The organism is Sulfitobacter indolifex (assembly GCF_022788655.1).
Lineage (GTDB): Bacteria > Pseudomonadota > Alphaproteobacteria > Rhodobacterales > Rhodobacteraceae > Sulfitobacter > Sulfitobacter indolifex.
On sequence record NZ_CP084951.1, the window covers coordinates 1,485,281 to 1,506,327 of the forward strand.

Here is a 21,047-nt window from a genome sequence, read left to right on the forward strand (position 1 = left end):
GATGGACATTGCTTCGCTGACCCAACTTGCGCAAACCACGCTGCGCAGCCCCCGTACAGCGGCGCGGACGATCGCGGCCCTACCGTTGGGGCGAGAGGTGATTTGGACATCGCTCGCCTTGGTTGCGGCGCTGAACGCGCTGGTGATTTCGGCGATGTTTGTGATCGCGCCCCCCGCCATGGCGCTCCCGACCTATTTTCAATCGCCACTTGTGCTATTTGCGCTGCTGGCCGGGTTGATGCTGCTCTATGTCTACGCACTCTCTTGGGTCGGCAGCGCTATGGGCGGGCAGGGCGCGGTTGAGCCGCTCTTGGCCGCTGTTGTGTGGCTGCAAGCGCTGCGGCTCTGTGCGCAGATGGGGATCCTTCTGCTGACCTTGGCCCTGCCACCTGTCGCGCTGCTGGCCTCTTTCGTCGTTACCTTTTGGGGTCTTTGGATCCTGCTGAATTTCGTGGCCGAACTGCTGCATCTGCCGGGGCTGTTGCACGCTGCCGCCGTGCTGGCAGGGGCCGCGCTTGGGGTCTTGCTGGGTCTTGGTCTCTTGCTGTCTTTGTTCGGGCTCACCGCCCAAGGAGTTTAAGTCATGTTCGACGTTGAAGCCGTCCGGGCGCAGTTTCCGATCCTTGGCCGCGAGGTGAATGGCAAGCCGCTGGTCTATCTCGACAATGGTGCATCGGCGCAAAAGCCGCAGGTGGTGATCGATGCGATCACGCAGGCCTATGCGCAGGAATATTCTAATGTTCACCGTGGCTTGCACTACCTTTCTAATCTAGCGACCGACAAATACGAAAGCGTCCGCGGCACGGTTGCGCGCTTTCTGAATGCCGGATCAGAAGATGAGATCGTGCTGAACACCGGTGCGACCATGGGGATCAACACCGTCGCCTATGCCTGGGCAATGCCTCGGATGCAGGCGGGTGATGAGATCGTTCTATCGGTGATGGAGCATCATGCCAATATCGTGCCATGGAATTTCCTGCGCGAACGCCAAGGCGTGGTGCTAAAGTGGGTCGATGTGGACGCCACGGGCGCCTTGGACCCACAGGCGGTAATCGATGCCATCGGGCCAAAGACCAAGCTGGTTGCGATTTCCCATCTTTCCAATGTCTTGGGTACCAAAGTTGATGTTAAATCCATCACCGCGGCGGCGCATGCGAAAGGCGTTCCGGTGCTGGTTGATGGCTCGCAGGGCGCTGTGCATATGCCGGTGGATGTGCAGGACATCGGGTGTGATTTCTATGCTGTCACCGGGCACAAGCTTTATGGCCCTTCGGGCTCGGGCGCGATCTACATCAAATCCGAACGTATGGCCGAAATGCGCCCCTTCATCGGTGGCGGCGATATGATCCGTGAGGTCACGAAAGACGCCGTAAGTTACAACGATCCGCCGATGATGTTTGAGGCCGGTACGCCCGGCATCGTCGCCACCATCGGATTGGGTGTGGCGCTGGATTTCATGATGGATCTGGGGATGGAGAATATTGCCGCGCATGAAGACGATCTGCGCGACTACGCCGTCTCCCGGCTGGGCGGTTTGAACTGGCTGAACCTGCAAGGCACGACACCCGACAAAGCGGCCATCTTCAGCTTTACATTGGACGGTGCGGCCCATGCCCATGACATCTCAACCGTGCTTGACAAAAAGGGCGTGGCGGTGCGGGCAGGGCATCATTGCGCGGCACCTTTGATGACGCATCTCGGCGTCTCGGCCACCTGCCGCGCGTCCTTTGGTATGTACAACACCCGCGCCGAGGTCGACACATTGGTTGATGCGCTTGAATTGGCACACGATCTTTTCGCCTAAGCCCATTTTCGCCGCCCCCGCACCCTGATTTCCCATTGCAGGGGCGGCGCGCTCTGGCTATACCGCCCCTCAGTGGACCCTTAGCTCAGCTGGATAGAGCGCTGCCCTCCGAAGGCAGAGGCCAGAGGTTCGAATCCTCTAGGGTCCGCCATTTTCCTCGATATTGTTACCCGTCACTACCTCACAGCTGAGTGTTCGGATGGTTTTCATCTGGTGCATCTGGATGGCCAGCCGTTTGCCCGAGGGCATTCTCGGGCGGCGGTACAGGAAATCGTTACGCATAAAAAAGACCCCGCGCAGCGATGCTGACGGGGTCTTTTAGGAAGCGTGAGTTGCTTACCGGCGGCGGCGTCCGCCGGTGCGGCCTGCGCGGCCACGGCCTTCGTGACCGGCTTTGGGGGCGACCTTATTGAACTCGATCCACGCGCTGCCATGCGGGTCACGGTCAAAGAGGAAGTTGGCGGCACGGATCGCCTCCATCTCTTTGCCCGGACGTGATTTGGTCGAGCCGAGGTTAAAGAGCGTCGCGAAGGTCTCATCATCCATTTCTTCGGGAAGGATGATGCCCGCAGCGGCCATCTCGGCGCGTTTTTCCGCAATTTTCACAGCATTCAGCGGGACGGCCACCGGGTTCATGATGGCGCTCGTCATGCCGGCACCCATCGCCATCGGCAGGAAAGCGTTGTTGATGCCGTGACGGTTTGGCAATCCGAAAGAGATGTTGGATGCGCCGCAGGTGGTGTTCACCCCCAGCTCCTCGCGCAGGCGGCGCACAAGGGTGAAAACCTGATGGCCCGCCGTTGCCATCGCGCCGATTGGCATGACCAGTGGATCGACGACGATATCATGGGCTGGGATGCCAAAATCGGCGGCGCGTTCGACGATCTTTTTCGCCACGGCAAAGCGCACATCCGGGTCTTCGGAAATGCCGGTATCGTCGTTGGAGATCGCCACCACTGGCACGTTGTATTTCTTGACCAGCGGCAGCACGAGTTCGAGCCGCTCTTCTTCGCCGGTGACAGAGTTCAGCAGCGGGCGGCCTTCGCAGGCCTCAAGCCCTGCTTCGAGTGCGCCGGGCACAGAACTGTCGATGCAGATCGGCGCGTCGACGGCGTTTTGCACGACCTTGATCAGTTCCGGCATCAGCATCGGCTCGACAAAGTTGTTGTCGGCATAGCGTGGGTCTTCGGCCATCTTGTTGGAAAAGACCGCGCCCGAGTTCACATCCAAAACCGTGGCCCCAGCGGCCACCTGCGCGATGGCGTCGGCCTCGACCCGGGAAAAATCGCCTCGCTCCAGCTCTTGGCTTAAGATCTTGCGGCCCGTGGGATTGATCCGCTCTCCGATCACGCAGAACGGCTCGTCAAAGCCGATGACGGCGGTCTTGGTTTTGGATTCGATGACGGTTCTGGTCATGTAAGTCTGTCCTTCAGGCTGCGTCGGCTGGCACCCCAGAGGCGCCGCCATTTTCTTGTAACCATGTGGCACTGGTCTTGATCCCGCCCAGCGGGAAAAGATGCACGTGGCTGATGTTGAAGTCCGGGTTCGCCGCCTTGTAAGCGGCCAATTCACTGATCACATCTGCCGGCTCATATGGCAACAGCAGCTTGGTGACATCCATCGCGCGTTTCTGCAGCACCTTAAGCGAAGGGCCAACACCGCAGGCGATGGCGAATTTAATGAGGGTTTGTAGCTTGGCAGGCCCAGCGATGCCGATGTGGATGGGCAGGGTGATGCCCGCCGCTTTAAGGCTGTCGGCCCATTCGATGATCGGCTGCGCCTCAAAGGCGAATTGTGTGGCGATGGCCATTTCCGCATCCGTGCGAGTCTGAAAGTCGTTCTTCCACTTCATCGCCGCATCCACATTCAGGCGGCCCCCGTCAGCGTCGATGTCGCGGTTACCCTCTGGATGGCCCGCCACATGCAGCCGGGTGAAACCGGCCTCATCAAACAGACCGGTCTCCATCAACTGCATGGAGTCGCTGAATTCCCCTACAGGAGTAGTGACACCGCCCGCCAGCAACAGCGCCTGGCGCACGTCCGCCTCACCCTGATAGCGGGCAATCCAATCGGCAAGCGTGGCGCGGTCCTTAATAATACGCGCCGGAAAATGCGGCATGACTTTAAAGCCATCGGCGTTTAGCCGCGCTGCGGTGGCGACCATATCCTCGATCGGTGTGCCATCGATATGGGCGATATAGACACGGGTGCCCTCGGGCAGCAGAGCACGGAAATCTTCGACCTTCATGGCGGTGCGGGGCATCACCTCGATCGAATAATCCTTCAATAGCGCCTCAACTTCGGCCACCGGCGCCTGTGGGGCGGGTGTTTCTTTCTTGCGGAAGTTCAAAAGTGCCATGAGCGTGTCCTTGATCATAGGGCTGGCAGGCTATGCCCAGCCGTCATTGTTAATCAGTTGCTTGATCCGGTCGCGGTCGTATTCCGCATCGATCCGGGCGGCTTCGGCGTCGGCAACATCATCGGGGTCGCCTTCAACTTCAAAGGGGTCCGCCTTGCGCCATTCCGCCAGATAGGCGTCGGTATCCCCGGCGCCGACCTTCATTGCAGCGCGGTCAATCGCCTGCTCAAAGCGTTCGGGCAGGGGGCGTTTGGAGCCACGGCGGCCTTTGCCGACGATGACCTGAGCCGGAATATCGCGCCAATAAACGATTGTAACTGCGGGCATGGGACGATTCCTCCGGTCCGGTTAAGCCTGTCTAACGAGGGTCGCGGTCAGGACAGGGCCGTTTTTCGACGAAACACGACCCATCCGCGACTTGATGGCGGTGATAGCGCATCGGGCGGTCCATCACGAGGGCTGCGCGCCCCCATTATTCTCAAGATCATTGTGAGGTGGGCGTGGGATCACGCAGAAGGAAACGCTGCGGAAATTGGCCCAAGACACTGCGGCCTCTTGCACCGGCCCTGCGCAGAGAATACCGTGGGGATAACTCGATATGAAAGGCGCGTAACCATGGCGCCACAGCGTCCCAAAGGTGCGGGTGCGCTCGATAAGGACATTCCGGCTCTGAGCCCCGCGCCAGTTCCGCCCAGATCTAATGAGCTATATGCGGCCCTAGATCTGGGTACAAATAGCTGCCGCATGTTGATCGCCCAGCCACGTGGCAGCGGTTTCCATGTGGTGGACAGTTTCTCAAAATCGGTGCAATTGGGTGCCGGTTTGGAAAAAACCGGGCGATTGTCGCGCGGATCGATGGCGCGCACCATTCAGGCATTGCGTATTTGTCAGCAGAAACTGCGGCGCAACAAGGTGCAGAACATGCGGCTTGTGGCGACCGAAGCCTGCCGCCGTGCGCACAACGGTGCGGAGTTCATGCGCCGTATCCAGCGCGAGACTGGCCTTAAACTCGACATCATCCGGCCTGAGGAAGAAGCGCAGCTTGCCGTGATCTCTTGCGCGCCGTTGGTGAGCCGGAAGACGGAAAATCTGCTGGTTGTGGATATCGGTGGCGGCTCGACCGAGTTGGTTTGGATTGATATTTCCAAAGTCCCCAAGGCCGACCGCGCGCGTTCGATCATGCGGCTTCAGGGTGGTTTCAATCAGGCGAAGTCTGATGTGCCCTCGGCCCGCGTGGTGGATTGGATTAGCGTGCCCTTAGGTGTGGCGACATTGCGTGATCAATTCTCTGACGTAGAGGATGACGCGGCCCGTTTCGCGCTGATGAGTTGGTTTTTCGAAGAGAACCTCACCGATTTTACGCCCTACCAGACGATCCAATCGCAAAAGCGGTTCCAGATCGTCGGCACCTCGGGCACCGTGACCACCGTGGCAGCGAGCCACTTGAACCTAAAGCGCTATGACCGCACCAAGGTCGACGGGCTCAGCATGAGCAGCGCCCAAATCGACAAGGTGATCCATTCTTATATCGCCATGGGACCGGGCGGGCGCCGCGCCGATCCGCGTATCGGACAGGACCGCGCGGCCTTGATCATGTCGGGCGCCGCAATCTTACAGGCGCTGATGCGCTGCTGGCCGACGGACCGTTTGTCAGTTGCGGATCGCGGTCTGCGCGAAGGCCTGCTATATGCACAGATGAGCGCCGATGGCGTATTAGAAGAAGGGGTCTTTTGATGACCAAGACACCGGATGGAAAGAACACCTCAGGGCGCGGTCAGCGCGACCTTAAGGTAAAGGTTAAATCCGCACGCGGGCGCAAGCTTAGCTCGACCCGCTGGTTGCAGCGGCAGTTGAATGATCCGTATGTCAAACGCGCGCAGGCCGAAGGCTATCGCGGGCGCGCGGCTTATAAGATTATGGAGTTAGACGATAAATTCCGGTTCCTCGTGCCCGGCGCACGGATCGTCGATCTGGGCGCGGCACCGGGCGGCTGGTGTCAGGTGGCCGTCAAACGGTGTAACGTGCTGGGCGAGCGGTCGGGCAAGCAGGTTGGCACCATTCTTGGCGTCGACCTTCAAGAGATGGAGCCGATTGCCGGGTGTGAATTGCACCAGCTTGATTTCATGGAAGACGACGCGGACCTGAAGGTCAAGGAATGGCTCGGCGGTAAGGCTGATGTTGTCATGTCCGACATGGCGGCGTCGGCGTCGGGGCATAAACAGACCGATCACCTGCGGATCATCGCGCTGTGCGAAGCGGCGGCCTACTTTGCTTTTGATGTCCTCGAAGACGGCGGCACTTTCGTGGCCAAGGTTCTGGCTGGGGGTGCTGAGGGTGAGTTGCAAAAGCTGCTGAAGATGCGCTTTACCAAGGTCGCAAACATCAAACCCCCGGCCAGCCGTGCGGATTCTTCAGAGAAATTCGTTGTGGCCACAGGGTTTAAGGGCAACGAGGCCTAAGGCAATTCGGGCGTTCATAAGTGGTAAACCAATCCGCGGCTAGGGTGTAATCCTCCCGCGGTCTCTGGGCCGCCATTCATATGAGGGCTTCCCGATGGTACGACACCTGCCAATTGTATCGCTCATTTTCGTCCTGTGTTCTGTCGTCAAACTCTCTGCGTCTGACGTGCCTGGAACGTTGAATGATTATATTGATAGGGAATTGCTAACTTGGGTGAACGACGCCCGGATTGTCGACGCGATTGCTGAGCAGAATCTTCGGCACCGCCAGATGAATATCTTAGCAGCCGCACCGGTGGCAGTAATACGGCCCGCTGCGCCATCATCGCAGACGAAGGTCGCGACGGCCGCGCCGGTCGTGGCCTTTTTAAAAAACCAAATTGCGCGATCTGACGGTCAAATCGCCGAAGTAAAGCTGTTGGACGCCTACGGTCTGACCGTTATCACCAGCGGTACGGCATCGGTCTATTTCAAAGGGGGTAAGCCTAAAAGCAGCAATCGTTTTTCGCCGCCTTCAGGGGTATTTGTGATCGATCAAGTTGCCATTGACGATAGCACAAAGGCGCATCAAAGCCGCGTGTCGATGCCCATTACAGAGCCATCGAATGGCGCGATCATTGGGGTAATTACGGTCGAGCTTGAGGCCGCTTCTTTCTTCTGATGCCGCTGTACCAGCCCGCGCATCACGTCCCAAAACTGCTTTCGCCTTGTGAAAGGGATAGGGTCTAGGGAGCGCGCAGCAGTTTGCCGTAGCTCTAGACCTACGGCTTCATCCACCAAACGATGTGCGATCGCCAACCGCGCGCTGGTCTGTGCCGCCCGTTCGGCGTGGCACAGTATCTCAAACAAGCGGCGGTGGCGGCTTGTATCCAGTGGCGCGGTTTGGTGTGGCATCTCTAGCTTCCGGGCGGTTAGTAATCGCAAATCTTCAGATTTTATACAGATAAGACCGATAAATACGGCGTCCTTGAGGGTCGAAAATGGCCGGGCGCGGGGAAAAATTCGGGTGGTGGGCAGACCTTTATCGAAGACTATCAAATTTAACCAAACAATCCTTCATCGATAAAGACCTTGGCCTCAGCGCGGGAAAGGGCAATTCTGCGGTCCACCCCCCACGGAGAAAAATGATGCCCCCCCCTCGTTATTTCGCGCCCACTGGCGGCCACCCGGATCAGAAAACCTTGCTGTCTGACCGCGCCGTTTTCACCGAAGCCTACGCCGTTCTGCCCCGCGGCACGATGCGCGATATTGTAACCTCATTTTTGCCGTTCTGGGAAGATACGCGGCTTTGGGTCATCGCGCGCCCCTTGAGCGGTTTTGCTGAGACATTTTCGCAATATATCATGGAGGTGCAGCCCGGTGGCGGCTCCGACCGGCCTGAACTGGATAGCGAGGCGCAAGGGGTGCTCTTCGTGGTCGAAGGTGGTTTCACCCTAACCCTCGAAGGGGAAAGCCACGCGATGCGCGAAGGCAGCTATGCCTATATTCCGGCGGGGTCGAACTGGGCGCTAAAGAACGACAGTGGTGCGGTCACGCGGTTCCATTGGATCCGCAAAGCCTATGAGGCGGTAGAGGGGCTGGATCATCCCGATCCGCTAATCCTGAACGAGCAGGACATCGAACCGAACGTTATGCCTGATACGGATGGGGTCTGGGCGACGACGCGGTTTGTTGATCCCAGCGATCTGCGCCATGACATGCATGTTACAATCGTCACGCTGCAACCTGGTGGGGTGATCCCCTTTTGTGAGACCCATGTGATGGAGCATGGGCTTTACGTTCTAGAGGGCAAGGCGGTTTACCGGCTCAATCAGGATTGGGTCGAGGTTGAGGCCGGCGATTTCATGTGGCTGCGCGCTTTTTGCCCGCAGGCCTGTTATGCGGGCGGACCGGGGCCGTTTCGGTATCTGCTCTATAAGGACGTGAACCGGCATATGAAGCTGCGCTGAAGGCCAGCGGCTGCCCGTAGGGCGGAAACTCAGTCGATCCAAGCCACACTTTTGATCGGCCAATATGCGACGTCGCAAAGGTGCGCAAATCTTCATCAAACCGCCAGCCCTCCGCTACGGGCATGCGATGACCCGGCGCCTGTGGCTTTATTCCGCGCCAGGGTGAGCGTCAGAGATTGTATGAATGAGAAGGGGCGCTTAACCGGCGCCCCTTCTTTTCTGTTCAGACCCGCTTTTCAAGCGATCCTTTGCCAGCGCCCGCAAGGCCGCCCGAGACCTCTTCCGTCGCCTCATCCGACAATTGCTCGGGCAGCAACAGGTTCAACACAATCGCGATCAATGCCGCTGGCAGCAGCCCGCTTGTCATCAGGACCCGAAGCGTATCAGGCAGATATTGTACCGCTTTCGGGTCCAATTGCAGGCCCAGACCGATCGACAGCGAGATGGCAAAGATCACCATGTTGCGCCGGTTCCAGTTCACGTCCGACAGCATCGAGATGCCCGCCGCGACAACCATGCCGAACATCACAATCACACCGCCGCCCAAGACTTCGATGGGGATGGTGCGGATCACCGCGCCGACTTTGGGCACCAGCCCGCAAAGGATCAAAAACAGCGCGCCGATGGTCACCACATGGCGGCTCATCACACCGGTCATGGCGATTAGGCCGACATTTTGGCTGAAGGACGTATTCGGAAAGCCCCCGAAAATTCCCGCAATCGCGCTGCCCAGACCGTCGGCATAGGTCGCGCCCGTGATCTCAGCATCCGTTGCCTCGCGCCCCGCGCCGCCCTTGGTGATGCCAGAAACATCGCCGACGGTTTCGACGGCTGAGACGAAGGCCATTAGGCAGAAGCCCACAACGGCGGCAAAACTGAACTCGAACCCATAGGCAAAAGGAATTGGCAGCGCCACGGCGGCGGCACGGTCCCAGCTGGTCGCGATGCCGTCGACCGTGACCATGCCCATGAGCAGCGCATAGACATAGCCCACCGCGATACCGATCACGACGGCAGAGACCGAGAGCATGCCACGGGTAAAGAACTTCAATCCCAGCGTGGCGAAAATCACGATCAGCGCGGCGGACCAGTTGAGGAGGCTGCCATATTCCGGCTGATCCATCGCCGGAACGCCCCCGGCGGCATATTGGATGCCCACTTTGACCAGCGCGAGGCCGATCATCGTGACGACCAACCCCGTTACAAGCGGCGGGAGGGCAAAGCGTATCCGGCCAATGAAGGTACCCAGCAGCGTATGAAACAACCCACCGACCAGCACACCGCCAAACAGCGCAGGCAGCGCTTCGACACCTTTGCCGGCGACAAGCGGGATCATGATCGGCAGAAAGGCAAAGCTGGTGCCCTGAACAATGGGTAGCCGAGCGCCCACGGGCCCCATGCCGATGGTTTGAAACAGCGTGGCGATCCCGGCAAAGAGCATCGACATCTGGATCAGATAGGTCATGTCGGGAAAGCCCTGCGCCCCAGCATCCGAGCCAAAGCCAAAACCCGCAGCCCCCGCCACGATGATCGCAGGCGTCACGTTGGAGACAAACATCGCCAGCACATGCTGAATGCCCAAAGGCACCGCCTTGGCCAGCGCAGGGGTATAGTTGGGGTCGCGCAGCTGTTCAGGCGTGCCCAGTGAAGCGTCAGTCATTTCATTCTCCCTTGTGACCGATTGCGCCTGCCGCTTCTTCTGAGGGCATGACGGGTTATTCTGCGGCTTCGACCACCTCCCAAGCTGTGTCGAACCAATGTTCTTCGAGATTGTCACCGTCCCCGATCCGGTCCACCACGGCGAAAAGACCGGGCGCGCTGAGCGGGCAGCAGACGGCGTGCCACGTGTTACGGTGGTAGTTCACGCCCTGACCCGGACCAGCAAGGAAGGCTTGCGGCCTGCCGGGTTGGCCTGCGTTATCGGGTGCAACCACGACCAAATACGGGTTTTGGTGCATCGGCAAAAAAGCCTGCGCGCCGAGCGGATGCCGCTCTACCATATCAAGGGTGAAGGGCAGGGCGCGGGGCGTGGCGTCAAAAACGCTGATGCCCGCGCGGCCGTCGCCAAAATCGAGGTCGGCCAAATCATGATGCCGCCCACACATCCCCTGATTGATGATCTTGTCCGGTGCGCCGCGCACTTCCAGCACCTCGCCAAAGGGCGCAAAGGCCTCGACAGTGAGGGGCTGCAAGATCAACTGACGGGTCATGGCAGCATGCCTTTCAGCCGCAGGTGCGCGATGCGTTCGACTTGACGGCAGGCCTCGGCGAATTCGGTGTCGCGGTCGTTGTTAATGCGCCGTTCAAACGCGGAGAGGATGTCCGCCTTGTCGTGGTCGCGCACCGCGATGATGAAGGGAAAGCCGTGTTTCTCGACGTAGTTGTTGTTGAGACGGGTGAAAGTCTCGCGCTCTGCATCCGTCAGCGCATCCAATCCTGCGGCGGCCTGTTCGGAGGTGCTCTCTGCCGTTAGGCGCTGCGCCTGCGCGAGCTTGCCTGCCAGATCGGGGTGGGCCTGAAGTACGCCGAGCCGTTGCTCATCGCTCGCACTGCGGAAGATCCGCGCCAGTGCATTGTGCAGCCCGACCGCCGTGTCATGCCCCGCGCCGAGTTCCAGCGCATGCGCACCCTCGGCGATCCACGGGGAATGCTCAAAAATGCTGCCGTATTTGGCAACGAAAGTCTCGCGGTCCATCTGACTAGGCCGTTCGCGACGCTCATGCGGGTGAGTTTCGGCCCAATGTTCCGCGATCTGTTCACGGGTCGCGAACCAGACGCCTTCGTGGCTTTGGGCATATTCGATAAACTGGCGCAGCGCCTCGACCCGACCGGGACGACCAATCAAACGGCAGTGCAATCCAACCGATAACATCTTTGCGGCACCTTCGGCACCCTCACGGTAAAGCGCGTCAAAGCTGGCCTTGAGATAGTCCAAAAACTGCGCGCCAGCGTTAAAACCCTGCGGCGTGGCAAAGCGCATGTCGTTGCAATCGAGCGTGTAGGGCACGATCAACTGGTCACGCGCGCCGATCTCAACCCAATAGGGCAGGTCGTCGGCATAGGCGTCGGCAACATAGGCGAACTGTCCCGTCTCAGCCGCCAAACGTATGGTGTTTTCCGATGAACGCCCACAGTAAAAGCCACGCGGGGCGCTGCCGGTGACTTCGGTATGCAGGCGGATTGCTTCGGCGATGGCCGCGCGCTCCTCCTCTTCGGGCATGTCCTTGTGCTCGATCCATTTGAGGCCATGCGTCGCCATTTCCCAGCCTGCGTCAATCATCGCTGCAGTCTGAACCGGTGAGCGGGCCAGCGCAGTAGCGACGCCATAGACGGTGATCGGCAGGTCTTTCATCAAGCGATGAAGTCGCCAAAATCCGGCGCGCGCGCCGTATTCATAGATCGATTCCATATTGGCATGGCGCTGCCCCGGCCATTGCGCGGCGCCTACGATCTCAGACAGAAACGCTTCGGACGCCGCGTCGCCATGCAGGATGTTATTCTCCCCGCCTTCTTCGTAATTCAGCACAAGTTGCACGGCGATCTTCGCGCCATTGGGCCACTGGGCGTTCGGGGGGGTGGGGCCGTGACCCTGCATGTCGCGGGGGTAGCGAGTCATGTCGTTCTCCTTCTGTCGTTCTCTGTCTAGACCGGAAGGTCCGGCATTGCTTTCAATAAATTCCTGAAAGACTATCGTAAAAAGGGCGCTTTCACTGAAAGGCGTGCCGAGCGATCAAGGGTTAGGCACGGAGGGTATGATGACAGGCTATCTGACAACACATGTATTGGACACGGCACGCGGTTGTCCGGCAACGGGGCTGAAGATCGAGCTTTTCCGCTTGGAAGGCGAGAACCGCACCCATCTGCGGAGCTTGACCACCAATGCGGATGGCCGCACGGATGAGCAGATTCTGCCTGCCGAGGAATTTCAGACCGGCACCTATGAGCTGCTGTTCCACTGCGGGGCCTATCTCGACGCCAATGGCACCCCCGCCGAAGAACCGCGCTTTCTTGATGTCGTCCCGTTGCGTTTTGGCATGTCGGAGGCCGCGCATTACCATGTGCCGCTGCTGCTCTCGCCCTTTGGCTATTCGACTTACCGCGGCAGTTAACCAACTCTAAGCGAGTCCTCCATCCGGGCGATCATAAAGTCCATGAACAGCCGGGTCTTCGGGTCTTGGTGGCGGCGGTGTGTGTAGAGACACGCCATTTGAACGGGCAGGGGTGGCGTGTCTTCAACCACCCGCACCAAGGCACCGCTGCGCAGGTGTTCTGCGATCTCGAACAGCGGTTTCATGGCGATGCCCGCCCCCGCGAGCGCCCAATCGGTGAGCACATCACCGTCGTCACTCTCAAACCGTCCACGCACGTCGTATTTCGCCGCGCCTTCTGGGCCTTGAAGTTGCCACTGAAACTCTGTCGCGCCGGGAAAGCGGAGGTTTAGACAGTTATGTTGGCCTCGGTCGATCTCGGCTCCGCTGCGCGGATGACCGTGGGCGGCGACATAGGCCGGGCTGGCGCAGAGCACGCGTTCGCAATCAGCCACTTTCCGGATGCGCAGGGTGGAATCTTCGGGCCGCCCGAGGAAGAAGGCCACGTCGAGCCCCTCGGCCGTGAGGTCGAGCTTGCGATCGCTTAACCGCAAGCGCACATCAACCAGCGGATAGGTCTCCGCAAATTCTGGCACATGCGGCGCAATCAGCCGACGACCCACACCCAGCGGGGCTGCGACATGCAGCGTGCCGCGGGGGTTGTCGGTGACATCCTCGATGCCCGCTTCGGCTTCGGCGACGGAGGCGAGAATCTTGCAGGCCCCGTCATAGAAAATCCGCCCCTGTTCGGTAGCCGACAGGCTGCGGGTGGTGCGCTGAAACAGGCGTACGCCCAAATGCCCCTCCAACTGGGTGATCCGCGCTGATGCTACCGCAGGCGAGACGCGCTGATCGCGTGCGGCAGCCGACATGCTGCCAAGTTCATAGACGCGCACGAAAGTACGGATGTTGTCGAAATAGGACATTTATCGGGAACTTTTGATAGAGTTTAGGGAATGACAAATCTAGCGGTAAAATCCGCGATTGAATAGTCTGGCCGGTGAATCATCCGGAGAGAACACCATGCACGACATAGCCATCATGTGGGATTGGATCGGCTTTGCCGTCCGTTGGGTGCATGTCATCACCGCCATGGCGTGGATCGGCGCGTCGTTCTATTTCATCGCTCTTGATTTGGGGCTGCGCAAAGTGCCGCATTTGCCCGCAGGCGCTTTTGGTGAAGAATGGCAAGTGCATGGGGGCGGGTTCTACCACATTCAAAAGTATTTGGTCGCGCCCGAAAATATGCCCGAGCACCTAATCTGGCATAAGTGGCAGAGCTATTCGACGTGGCTCTCGGGCGCGGCGCTGCTGATGGTGGTCTATTGGGCTGGGGCGGAATTGTATCTCATTGACCCCTCCAAAGCAGACCTGTCGACTCTCCAAGGCATCCTGATCTCTGCCGGGTCGCTGACGTTGGGATGGTTGATCTATGACGCCTTATGCAAATCAAAGCTCGGCAACCGCCCCACGGCGCTGATGCTGCTTCTCTTCGTGCTGCTGGTGGCGATGGCTTGGGGCTATAATCAGGTGTTCACAGGACGTGCGGCACTGCTGCATCTGGGGGCATTCACGGCCACGATCATGACGGCCAACGTCTTTTTCATCATCATGCCGAACCAGCGTATCGTGGTGAAGGACCTGCAAGAAGGCCGCACACCGGACGCGAAATACGGCAAGATCGCCAAGTTGCGCTCCACCCATAACAACTACCTCACGCTGCCGGTCATTTTCCTAATGCTCAGCAATCATTACCCGCTGGCCTTTGCCACGGAATACAACTGGCTGATCGCGGCGTTGGTGTTTCTGATGGGGGTGACGATCCGGCATTACTTCAACACCATGCACGCCACCGGAAAGGGGCCGCATTGGACATGGGGCGTGACCGCGCTGCTGTTCGTAGCCATCATGTGGCTGTCGACCGCGCCGCTGATGCAGGATGATATCGAGGCGGCTGAAGCGCGGCCGCTGACCAAAACCGAACAGATTTTTGCCAGCGCCCAAGGGTTTGACGATGTGTCCAACATCGTGCCGGGCCGCTGTGGCATGTGCCATGCGCGCGAGCCGTTCTATGACGGCATCCACCGCGCGCCCAAAGGGTTGTTGCTGGAGACACCGTCTGACATCGCCCGCGCTGCGCGGGAGATTTATGTTCAGGCTGGGGTGACCAACGCGATGCCGCCTGCGAATGTATCCTTTATGGAGGAAGAAGAGCGCCGCAAGATTGTGCAGTGGTATCGTGCAGGCGCGGCTGAGCTGCCGTTTAGCTTGGCGGGGAAATAGACGCGGCCCTGACTAAGTCATTGATTAAATGATAAACGGCGGCCCTTTTCGCGAGTCGCCGTTTATCGTTCAACTCACTCAAACTCCATCTGCTCATACACACGGCCCGCATTTTTAGTAGCCAACTCTTCAAACGTGTCGAGCCCGGCATAGGGCGATTGATCGACGTAATAAGCCTCGGCCAGTCCGCCACCTGAATCCAGATGCGCGCCGATTTGCTCGCGCAGGTAAACCAGATAGTCGTGGGTGTAGCGCCGGACCTGATCCATATTGGTCGGATGCCCATGGCCGGGGATCACATAGGTCGCCTCTAGCGGTTCAAAGGCGGTTTCCCACGTCTCGATCCAATCCGCCGTCATCGTGTCAGGGAAGATCGGCAGCATGCGTTCGTGGAATGCCATATCGCCAGAGATGACGAGGCGCTGCTTGGGCAGCCAGATCACGATATCACCGGGGCTATGCGCGGGGCCGAGGTGGCGCGCCTCAATACGGAAATCGCCCATCTCGACGATATACTCATCCTCGAAAGTTTCGGTCGGCAGTTGGACCTCTGTGCTCTCGGCGCGGTCCCGATTGTAGCGCTGCATCCCTTCTAAAATGCTGCCGCCAAAGCTTTCGACTTCGTGGGCCGCATCCACATGCGCCACAATGGGCACGCCCTGTTCGGCCCAATAGCCGTTGCCTAGAACTGCATGGCCCTGACCGTTCTCGTTAAACACCAGCTTTACCGGCTGATCGGTCACGGCCTTGATCTCATCATGCAGCGCCTTGGCCAGTCCATAGGCTGCACCACCGTTAATGACGACTACGCCGTCGCCGGTCACGACAAAGCTTAGGTTGTTGTTATGGCCTGCGTTCTCGTAGGTCGGCGGCGCTGTTGCTCCGATGGCGGAAAAGACGCCGGGAATGACCTCATAGGGTTTGTCATAGAGCAAAGAGCCGGGGTATTTATCCGCAATTTCTTCGCTCGCCATGGCGTTGGTGGCAGTAAGCAGCGCGGCGGTGACAAGAAGCTTTTTCATTGATCGGCCCTCACGAAACGATAGCTATCCCCATCTCGGGCGACCCGGCCCAGCCCGCCGTTCGGCAGGTGGAACCCCATCAGCAACGTCTGCTCATGCGCAAGCCTATCCAGCAGGCGCTGGCGGGTCTGCGCCCCAAGGTCAGGATCTTGATCCGCTCCGCTGGCCCAACCGGGACGGGCAAAGGCAAGGTGATGGTTGCCAATGGCATCGCCGCCAATCATCAGGGCGTCACTATCGCCGCCGACCATGAATGACATGTGACCAGGTGTATGACCGAAACTTGCTTGGGCCATGATACCGGGCAGAACTTCGGCCGCATCGGAAAAATGGCTCATCCTGTCTTCGATCGCGTCCAACCGACGTGCAGCGCCTACGGCAAAGGCCGCGCGGGTTTCACCGATCGTGTCGACGGTCGCCGGATCGCGCCAATAGTCCCATTCGACCTGACCCATGTGGTAGCTTGCATTGGGGAACACCAGATCATCAAAATCGTCCAACACGCCCCAAAGGTGATCCGGGTGGCCGTGGGTAAAGACGACATCTGTCACCGCGTCCGCCGCAACGCCCGCAGCGTCCAGATTATCCAAAAGGGTGCCGGCAGAAGGCATGAAGGTGGGGCCGGAACCTGCATCGAACAGGACCACGCGCTCTGCATTGCGCAACAGGGTCAGATTGCAGGGCGGCTCCAGTTGGTCTTGGGGGAGGTCGAACGAAGCGAGGGCCTGCGCCAATTCGTCCTGCGGTAAACCGTCGAAGAAAAAGCTGCGCGGCAAGACCAGATTGCCATCACTTACACTGATAAACTCGTAATCTCCGATCTGCGCTGTGGTCTTGGCAAACGCACGCAGCGGACCTTGGGCCACTGCCGCACCGCCCAGCCCGGCGAGTACCATACGTCTGTTGAGCTTCATCTTATCCCCTCCCGCCATTTATTCCGATTCGTGAATATAATCATCCCCCTCCGCTGAAGTCGCAAGGGTGAATGCGCCGCCATGCGCTAGGCCCGTAACACAAAGCAGCTATGCATCTTCGTGCCTTGCATCACGAGGCGTGTTTCTGTCTACGGGGCGCTACCCGAAACCCACGCCAATCCGGACAAAAAATGACTGATACCAACATTCAAGGTGCCTCAATTGCCTTCGACAGGGTCGGAAAGGCCTATGCCAAGGCGGGCGGGGCGACTGTGAACGCGCTTGAGGGGGTCTCTCTTGATGTGGCTTCCGGCTCCATCACCGGGATCATCGGGCGTTCGGGGGCGGGAAAGTCGACTTTGCTACGGATGGTCAATGGGTTAGAGCGGCCCACATCGGGCAATGTGATGGTTGGCGGTCAGGATGTCGGCGCTGCCAAAGGTGCCAAGCTGCGCATGATCCGCCGTGACGTGGGCATGATATTTCAACACTTCAATCTACTGTCATCGCGCACGGTTGCGGGCAACATCGCTTTGCCGCTTGAAGTGGCCGGAGTACCATCAGCTCAGATTAAACCACGCGTGGCTGATTTGATAGATCGGGTTGGCCTTAGTGCGCAGGCGGGCCGCTATCCGGCGGAACTGTCGGGCGGTCAGAAACAACGTATCGGAATTGCGCGCGCGCTGGCCACCGGGCCAAAGGTGCTGCTCTCTGACGAGGCGACTTCGGCGCTGGACCCCGAGACCACACAGACGGTTCTGGCACTACTAAAGGACATTAATCGCGAACTGGGGCTGACGATCCTTTTGATTACCCACGAGATGGCCGTGGTGCGCGATATTGCGAGCCACGTGGCGGTGATCGACGCAGGGAAGATCGTGGAGCATGGCGCTACCTATGACATTTTCACCGCGCCACAACACGCGACAACCCGGTCGTTTCTGTCGGGCGTGACCGGTGTCACGCTGCCTGCTTTCGTCAAGGAACGCATGACCCAAACCGCGCCCGAAGTGGATGGCGAGGAGGTGGTCCGCGTGACCTTTGCCGGCGCCCATGCCACCGACCCGATGCTGGCACGACTGACGCAGGATATGGGCATCCCGGTCAATATCCTTGCAGGCGCGGTCGAAGAAATTGGTACGCGACCTTTTGGTAACCTGTTGGTTTCAATGCCAATCGCGCAGGCGGGCCAAGCACGGGCTTTTCTTGAACAACACGGGCTTCTGACGGAGGTGCTGGGCTATGTCGGCTAACCTTATTAACCTACTTCTCGAAGCGACGGGGCAAACGCTTTATATGGTCGCCATTTCAGCGATCCTCGGCACGCTGTTTGGTCTGCCATTGGGGCTGTTTTTGGCCACGTCCCAGCGTGGAGAGCTGCTGTCAGCACCTTGGGTGAACAAGATCCTCGGGTTGGTGGTAAACGCCACCCGCTCCGTGCCGTTTATCATTCTTGTTGTGGCCATTATTCCTTTTACCCGTATGGTTGCAGGCACCTCCATCGGGACCACGGCCGCCATCGTGCCGCTGACGATTGCAACGGTGCCCTTCATCGCGCGACTGGTTGAGAACGCGATCCGCGAGGTTGATTCCGGCCTGATCGAAGCCGCCCGTGCGATGGGTGCGACCCCGGTGCAGATTATCCGCAAAGTGTTGCTGCCCGAAGCGTTGCCCAGCATCACGCTGGGCCTCACGCTCGCCATCGTTAGTCTCATTGGCTATTCCGCGATGGTCGGTGCCGTTGGCGGTGAAGGTCTTGGCGATTTGGGTATTCGCTATGGATATCAGCGTTTTATGCCCGATGTCATGGCGATCGTTGTTATCATCCTCATCGTTTTGGTGCAGCTTGTGCAATCCGTCGGCGAGCGTATCGCCACCGCCGTAGATAAGCGCGCCACGAAAAGCGGCGGGCAATAAGACTTTACCCCTAACACCCGATCTCTCAATCAAAGGAGACTACTATGCTTCGTTTTACCACACTCACTTCCGTCTTGGCGCTGATGGCTACGGGCCTCGCGGCCGAAGAAATCAAAGTCGGCGTATCCCCGGGTGAACATGCCGAGATCATGGAAGAGGTCGCCCGCATCGCCGAACCGATGGGGCTCGACATCGATGTGATCGAATTCTCTGACTACGTTGTGCCGAACCAAGCGTTGGCAGATGGCGATATTCAGGCTAATTCGTTCCAGCACGTGCCTTATCTTGAGGCGCAAATGAAGGACCGTGGCTTTGAGCTGAGCGTTGTGGGCACCACGATCACCACCCCCATGGGTGTCTACTCCGACAAAATCACCGACATTGCCGACCTCGAAGAAGGGGCCACTTTCGGCATCCCGAATGACCCAACCAACGGTGGCCGCGCGCTTTTGGTTCTGCAGCAGCTTGGCATGATCAAGGTTGATGAGGCCGCCGGTCTGGTGCCGACTGTGCTCGACATCACCGAGAACCCCAAAAACCTGTCGTTCAAAGAGCTCGACGCCGCCCAACTGCCGCGTTCGCTGGCTGATCTGACCGCCGCCTTGATCAACACGAACTACGCCATTGCATCGGGCCTTAGCCCCAAGGAAGATTCCATCGCGATGGAGAGTGCCGAAAACCCCTACGTGAACGTCATTGCCGTCCGTAAAGGTGACGAGGAAGCTGCTTGGGTAGAAACACTGCTCAAAGCCTACCACTCCGACGAGGTGAAGGCCTTTATCGCCGAGAGCTATCAGGGCACTGTTATCACCTCTTGGTAAGGGACCGCTTTGCGAGCCTGCGAAACTTAACTTGACCCGCCCCGCGCGGGTCAAGCGTGCTTTGGCCCCGGTCGGGGGCCATTTTAGACGCGGAAAACTCCCTTTCTGCAAAGGTCGATTTTCACGGTCCCCCAAAATTATTAAATTTCTGTTTAGGATATTGGACCAATGTCTGTTTATGGTCCTGAAGAAGGCCGCGTATCCGATTGAACGAAATTCACGCAGAGCCCTTAACTTCGCAATTATATTCCGCTGCAGCGCAAAAATTTTGTTGAAAATTTCAATTCCGCTCGTATCGTGAAATCATGTTAGATATTTTCACATAACCCGGGACTTCCCCATCCTGTTCTATTGGGGGTCAATGGTCGCGACACATGTGGACTGAACGTTCGATCAGAAGAAGCGACCATAACAGACCTAGGGAGAATATCATGAAGACCGTAAAACTGATGAGCGCCGCCGCTAGCCTGCTTGTGCTGGGTGTCACCCAGTCCGCCGCGCAAGATCTCACTGTTGGGTATTTCCTCGAATGGCCGATGCCGTTCCAATACGCCAAGTCAGAGGGAATGTATGATGAGGCGCTCGGGACAACCGTGAATTGGGTCAGTTTTGATTCAGGCACCGCGATGTCTGCAGCGATGGCCTCGGGGGATGTCCATATGTCGGTGAGCCAAGGCGTGCCGCCCTTCGTGGTTGCGACTTCGGCGGGCCAAGATATCCAAATTCTTGATGTGGCAGTCAGCTATTCTGAAAACGACAACTGCGTCGTCCGTGAGGAATTGGAGATCGATAAATCCTCCGTCGCCGAACTTGCGGGCAAAAAGGTCGCTGTGCCCCTTGGCACTGCTGCGCATTATGGTTTTCTCAAGCAAATGAGCCACTTCGGCGTCGATGTTGGATCGCTTGATGTGGTCGATATGGCCCCACCGGACGGTGCTGCGGCTATCGCGCAAGGCTCGGTCGATATGGCGTGCGGTTGGGGCGGCTCGCTGCGACGCATGTTGGAGCATGGCAATATTCTGATGACCGGCGCGGAGAAAGAAGAACTGGGCATCCTCGTCTTTGACGTGACCTCTGGCCCGGCCTCTTGGGTGGCAGAAAACTCTGACACGGTGGCCTCGTTCCTCAAGGTCACGGCAGAGGCCAATACTATGTGGGCGAATGAGGCCAATCACGCCAAGATGCTGCCTGTCATCGCTAAGGATGCGGGCATGGACGAAGACGCCACCATGGAAACGATTGCGACCTTCACCTTCCCATCCGTGGAGGAGCAGATGGGCGCGAAGTGGCTCGATGGCGGCGCGCAGGAGTTCATGAAAGGTGTGGCTGATGTCTTTGTCGAGGCGGGCGCAATCGATGCGGCGCTTGATAGCTATGACGACGCGGTAAACACCGGCCCGCTGCAATCTGCGAGCGAGATGTAAGCCAAAG

21 protein-coding genes and 1 tRNA gene are annotated in these 21,047 nt (G+C 58.7%); 13 read left to right on the forward strand and 9 right to left on the reverse strand.

Annotation, left to right across the window (positions count from 1 at the left end; translation table 11 throughout):
- Position 1: 1 nt before the first annotated feature.
- The 3 genes from DSM14862_RS07215 to DSM14862_RS07225 all read left to right on the forward strand — a co-directional run bounded on the left by DSM14862_RS07215 (position 2) and on the right by DSM14862_RS07225 (position 1,955).
- Entirely contained in the window at positions 2-580 is a 579-nt protein-coding gene (locus DSM14862_RS07215) for a YIP1 family protein (protein ID WP_007119590.1), read from the forward strand.
- A 3-nt stretch (positions 581-583) separates the two neighbouring features.
- On the forward strand, positions 584-1,804 hold the full coding sequence (locus tag DSM14862_RS07220) for a cysteine desulfurase (protein ID WP_007119591.1): 1,221 nt from the start codon (positions 584-586) through the stop codon (positions 1,802-1,804).
- A gap of 74 nt (positions 1,805-1,878) precedes the next feature.
- A tRNA-Arg gene (locus DSM14862_RS07225) sits at positions 1,879-1,955 on the forward strand.
- Positions 1,956-2,140: 185 nt separating this feature from the next.
- Here the strand turns inward: DSM14862_RS07225 and DSM14862_RS07230 are convergent.
- From DSM14862_RS07230 to DSM14862_RS07240, 3 genes are read right to left on the reverse strand one after another with little or no spacing between them, the layout of a single operon-like run.
- Positions 2,141-3,220, reverse strand: coding sequence for a methyltetrahydrofolate cobalamin methyltransferase (locus DSM14862_RS07230; RefSeq protein ID WP_007119593.1), 1,080 nt, complete (start codon positions 3,218-3,220; stop codon positions 2,141-2,143).
- Positions 3,221-3,233: 13 nt separating this feature from the next.
- Complete coding sequence (locus tag DSM14862_RS07235) at positions 3,234-4,163, reverse strand: methylenetetrahydrofolate reductase (protein WP_040701217.1); 930 nt, start codon at positions 4,161-4,163, stop codon at positions 3,234-3,236.
- A 30-nt stretch (positions 4,164-4,193) separates the two neighbouring features.
- Complete coding sequence (locus DSM14862_RS07240) at positions 4,194-4,490, reverse strand: virulence factor (protein ID WP_007119595.1); 297 nt, start codon at positions 4,488-4,490, stop codon at positions 4,194-4,196.
- A gap of 288 nt (positions 4,491-4,778) precedes the next feature.
- On the opposite strand from DSM14862_RS07240, the gene DSM14862_RS07245 reads away from it, so the two are divergent.
- From DSM14862_RS07245 to DSM14862_RS07260, 4 genes are all read left to right on the forward strand, one after another.
- The gene (locus tag DSM14862_RS07245; protein WP_040701136.1) at positions 4,779-5,897 is read left to right on the forward strand and encodes a Ppx/GppA phosphatase family protein; all 1,119 of its coding nucleotides are present in this window, start codon (positions 4,779-4,781) and stop codon (positions 5,895-5,897) included.
- Positions 5,897-6,622: an RlmE family RNA methyltransferase gene (locus tag DSM14862_RS07250; RefSeq protein ID WP_007119597.1), complete on the forward strand. Its 726-nt coding sequence runs from the start codon at positions 5,897-5,899 to the stop codon at positions 6,620-6,622. Before DSM14862_RS07245 ends, DSM14862_RS07250 begins: the two co-directional genes overlap by 1 nt.
- 94 nt (positions 6,623-6,716) lie before the next feature.
- Positions 6,717-7,283, forward strand: a complete 567-nt coding sequence (locus DSM14862_RS07255) for a hypothetical protein (RefSeq protein ID WP_131541675.1) — start codon at positions 6,717-6,719, stop codon at positions 7,281-7,283.
- 466 nt (positions 7,284-7,749) lie between these two features.
- Positions 7,750-8,571 (forward strand): bifunctional allantoicase/(S)-ureidoglycine aminohydrolase, encoded by an 822-nt coding sequence (locus DSM14862_RS07260; protein WP_040701218.1) that lies wholly within the window; start codon positions 7,750-7,752, stop codon positions 8,569-8,571.
- A 223-nt stretch (positions 8,572-8,794) separates the two neighbouring features.
- Here the strand turns inward: DSM14862_RS07260 and DSM14862_RS07265 are convergent, their stop codons facing one another.
- The 3 genes from DSM14862_RS07265 to puuE are packed head-to-tail and all read right to left on the reverse strand — an operon-like array spanning position 8,795 to position 12,187.
- Positions 8,795-10,231, reverse strand: coding sequence for a nucleobase:cation symporter-2 family protein (locus tag DSM14862_RS07265; protein WP_007119600.1), 1,437 nt, complete (start codon positions 10,229-10,231; stop codon positions 8,795-8,797).
- A 55-nt stretch (positions 10,232-10,286) separates the two neighbouring features.
- Complete coding sequence (locus DSM14862_RS07270) at positions 10,287-10,781, reverse strand: ureidoglycolate lyase (RefSeq protein ID WP_007119601.1); 495 nt, start codon at positions 10,779-10,781, stop codon at positions 10,287-10,289.
- Entirely contained in the window at positions 10,778-12,187 is a 1,410-nt protein-coding gene (gene puuE, locus DSM14862_RS07275; protein WP_243254344.1) for an allantoinase PuuE, read from the reverse strand. Before puuE ends, DSM14862_RS07270 begins: the two co-directional genes overlap by 4 nt.
- A 139-nt stretch (positions 12,188-12,326) precedes the next feature.
- On the opposite strand from puuE, the gene uraH reads away from it, so the two are divergent.
- Positions 12,327-12,680: a hydroxyisourate hydrolase gene (gene uraH, locus DSM14862_RS07280; RefSeq protein ID WP_040701220.1), complete on the forward strand. Its 354-nt coding sequence runs from the start codon at positions 12,327-12,329 to the stop codon at positions 12,678-12,680.
- Here the strand turns inward: uraH and DSM14862_RS07285 are convergent.
- Positions 12,677-13,585, reverse strand: a complete 909-nt coding sequence (locus DSM14862_RS07285) for a LysR family transcriptional regulator (protein WP_007119604.1) — start codon at positions 13,583-13,585, stop codon at positions 12,677-12,679. The two genes, uraH and DSM14862_RS07285, sit on opposite strands and share 4 nt — an antisense overlap.
- A gap of 97 nt (positions 13,586-13,682) precedes the next feature.
- Here DSM14862_RS07285 and DSM14862_RS07290 point away from each other — a divergent pair, with 97 nt between their 5' ends.
- Positions 13,683-14,942 (forward strand): urate hydroxylase PuuD, encoded by a 1,260-nt coding sequence (locus DSM14862_RS07290; RefSeq protein ID WP_040701139.1) that lies wholly within the window; start codon positions 13,683-13,685, stop codon positions 14,940-14,942.
- 74 nt (positions 14,943-15,016) lie between these two features.
- On the opposite strand, the gene DSM14862_RS07295 is transcribed toward DSM14862_RS07290, so the two are convergent.
- Together DSM14862_RS07295 and DSM14862_RS07300 are read right to left on the reverse strand one after the other, a co-directional pair.
- Positions 15,017-15,964 carry an MBL fold metallo-hydrolase gene (locus tag DSM14862_RS07295; RefSeq protein WP_007119606.1) on the reverse strand — a complete coding sequence of 316 codons (948 nt, stop codon included), beginning with the start codon at positions 15,962-15,964 and terminating at the stop codon, positions 15,017-15,019.
- Positions 15,961-16,878 (reverse strand): MBL fold metallo-hydrolase, encoded by a 918-nt coding sequence (locus tag DSM14862_RS07300; RefSeq protein WP_040701140.1) that lies wholly within the window; start codon positions 16,876-16,878, stop codon positions 15,961-15,963. The genes DSM14862_RS07295 and DSM14862_RS07300 overlap by 4 nt, the downstream gene beginning before the upstream one ends.
- Before the next feature lie 191 nt (positions 16,879-17,069).
- Here DSM14862_RS07300 and DSM14862_RS07305 point away from each other — a divergent pair, with 191 nt between their 5' ends.
- The 4 genes from DSM14862_RS07305 to DSM14862_RS07320 all read left to right on the forward strand — a co-directional run bounded on the left by DSM14862_RS07305 (position 17,070) and on the right by DSM14862_RS07320 (position 21,040).
- Positions 17,070-18,131, forward strand: a complete 1,062-nt coding sequence (locus DSM14862_RS07305) for a methionine ABC transporter ATP-binding protein (RefSeq protein WP_007119608.1) — start codon at positions 17,070-17,072, stop codon at positions 18,129-18,131.
- Entirely contained in the window at positions 18,121-18,795 is a 675-nt protein-coding gene (locus DSM14862_RS07310) for a methionine ABC transporter permease (RefSeq protein ID WP_007119609.1), read from the forward strand. The genes DSM14862_RS07305 and DSM14862_RS07310 overlap by 11 nt, the downstream gene beginning before the upstream one ends.
- Before the next feature lie 44 nt (positions 18,796-18,839).
- A complete protein-coding gene (locus DSM14862_RS07315) occupies positions 18,840-19,616 on the forward strand; it encodes a MetQ/NlpA family ABC transporter substrate-binding protein (RefSeq protein ID WP_007119610.1) in 777 nt (258 codons plus the stop codon).
- 431 nt (positions 19,617-20,047) lie between these two features.
- Positions 20,048-21,040 (forward strand): taurine ABC transporter substrate-binding protein, encoded by a 993-nt coding sequence (locus DSM14862_RS07320; RefSeq protein ID WP_007119611.1) that lies wholly within the window; start codon positions 20,048-20,050, stop codon positions 21,038-21,040.
- Positions 21,041-21,047 lie beyond the last annotated feature (7 nt).